Below are 656 nucleotides of genomic sequence, written 5' to 3'. Positions count from 1 at the left end.
CCGCTATTGTTCCAAGAGCGGCAAGTTGAATATCGGCGCTTTCTTTTTCCGCATCTTCCGCATTTTTTTCTTTTAGCTTTGCGTAAGACGTAAACAAATTGACAAATACGTCAAGCTCGCTTAATTCCTTGTCGCTGTATTTCGCTATTTTTGAAAGCTCTTTTATCCGCAATAAACTTGCTCCCGCCGTTTGCGGTATTTCTTTCCCAATCTGCTGGGAAATATCCATCATTCCAACTTCAACGCCCTTGCCGAAAAGTTTTGCAAACGTTTGTTTGTGCAAAGCCGCATCCCAGCATAAAATATTCTGCCCTTCAAGAAAAGAAGGAAGACGTGTCTCGTTTATCGAGATCATTCCCGGTACAACAGTTTCGAGCAACGTATCGACAACAATAAGGTTACGGGTTTTTGCAATTTCGATAACCCATGCGTCATTTAATGGTCTTGTGTTTAACAGGCAGACTTGCTGTCCGTAAAGCTCGCTTCTTTGAGCAAAACGAAGGGCACACACCAACTTAAAAGCAACGCCACAGCCTGCCAAATTGCGAAACGGATAAGAAGAATTTTTTAATTTTGGATTGACGATGACAAGAGCCTGCGGCAATTCTTCCTGCGGCTCATGGTGATCCGTTACGATAACATCGATAGAAAGCTCG

1 protein-coding gene is annotated in these 656 nt (G+C 43.1%); it reads right to left on the bottom strand.

Translation table 11 applies throughout. The features are described from left to right. Positions 1-656, bottom strand: a 656-nt coding sequence (locus ACYVTD_RS15265) for a DHH family phosphoesterase (protein WP_461248556.1), incomplete at both ends; no start/stop codon positions are given.

Source organism: Treponema sp. R6D11, assembly GCF_054786075.1.
The sequence above is the reverse complement of the archived record's forward strand: the minus strand, read 5'-3'. Positions and strand labels throughout refer to the sequence as shown.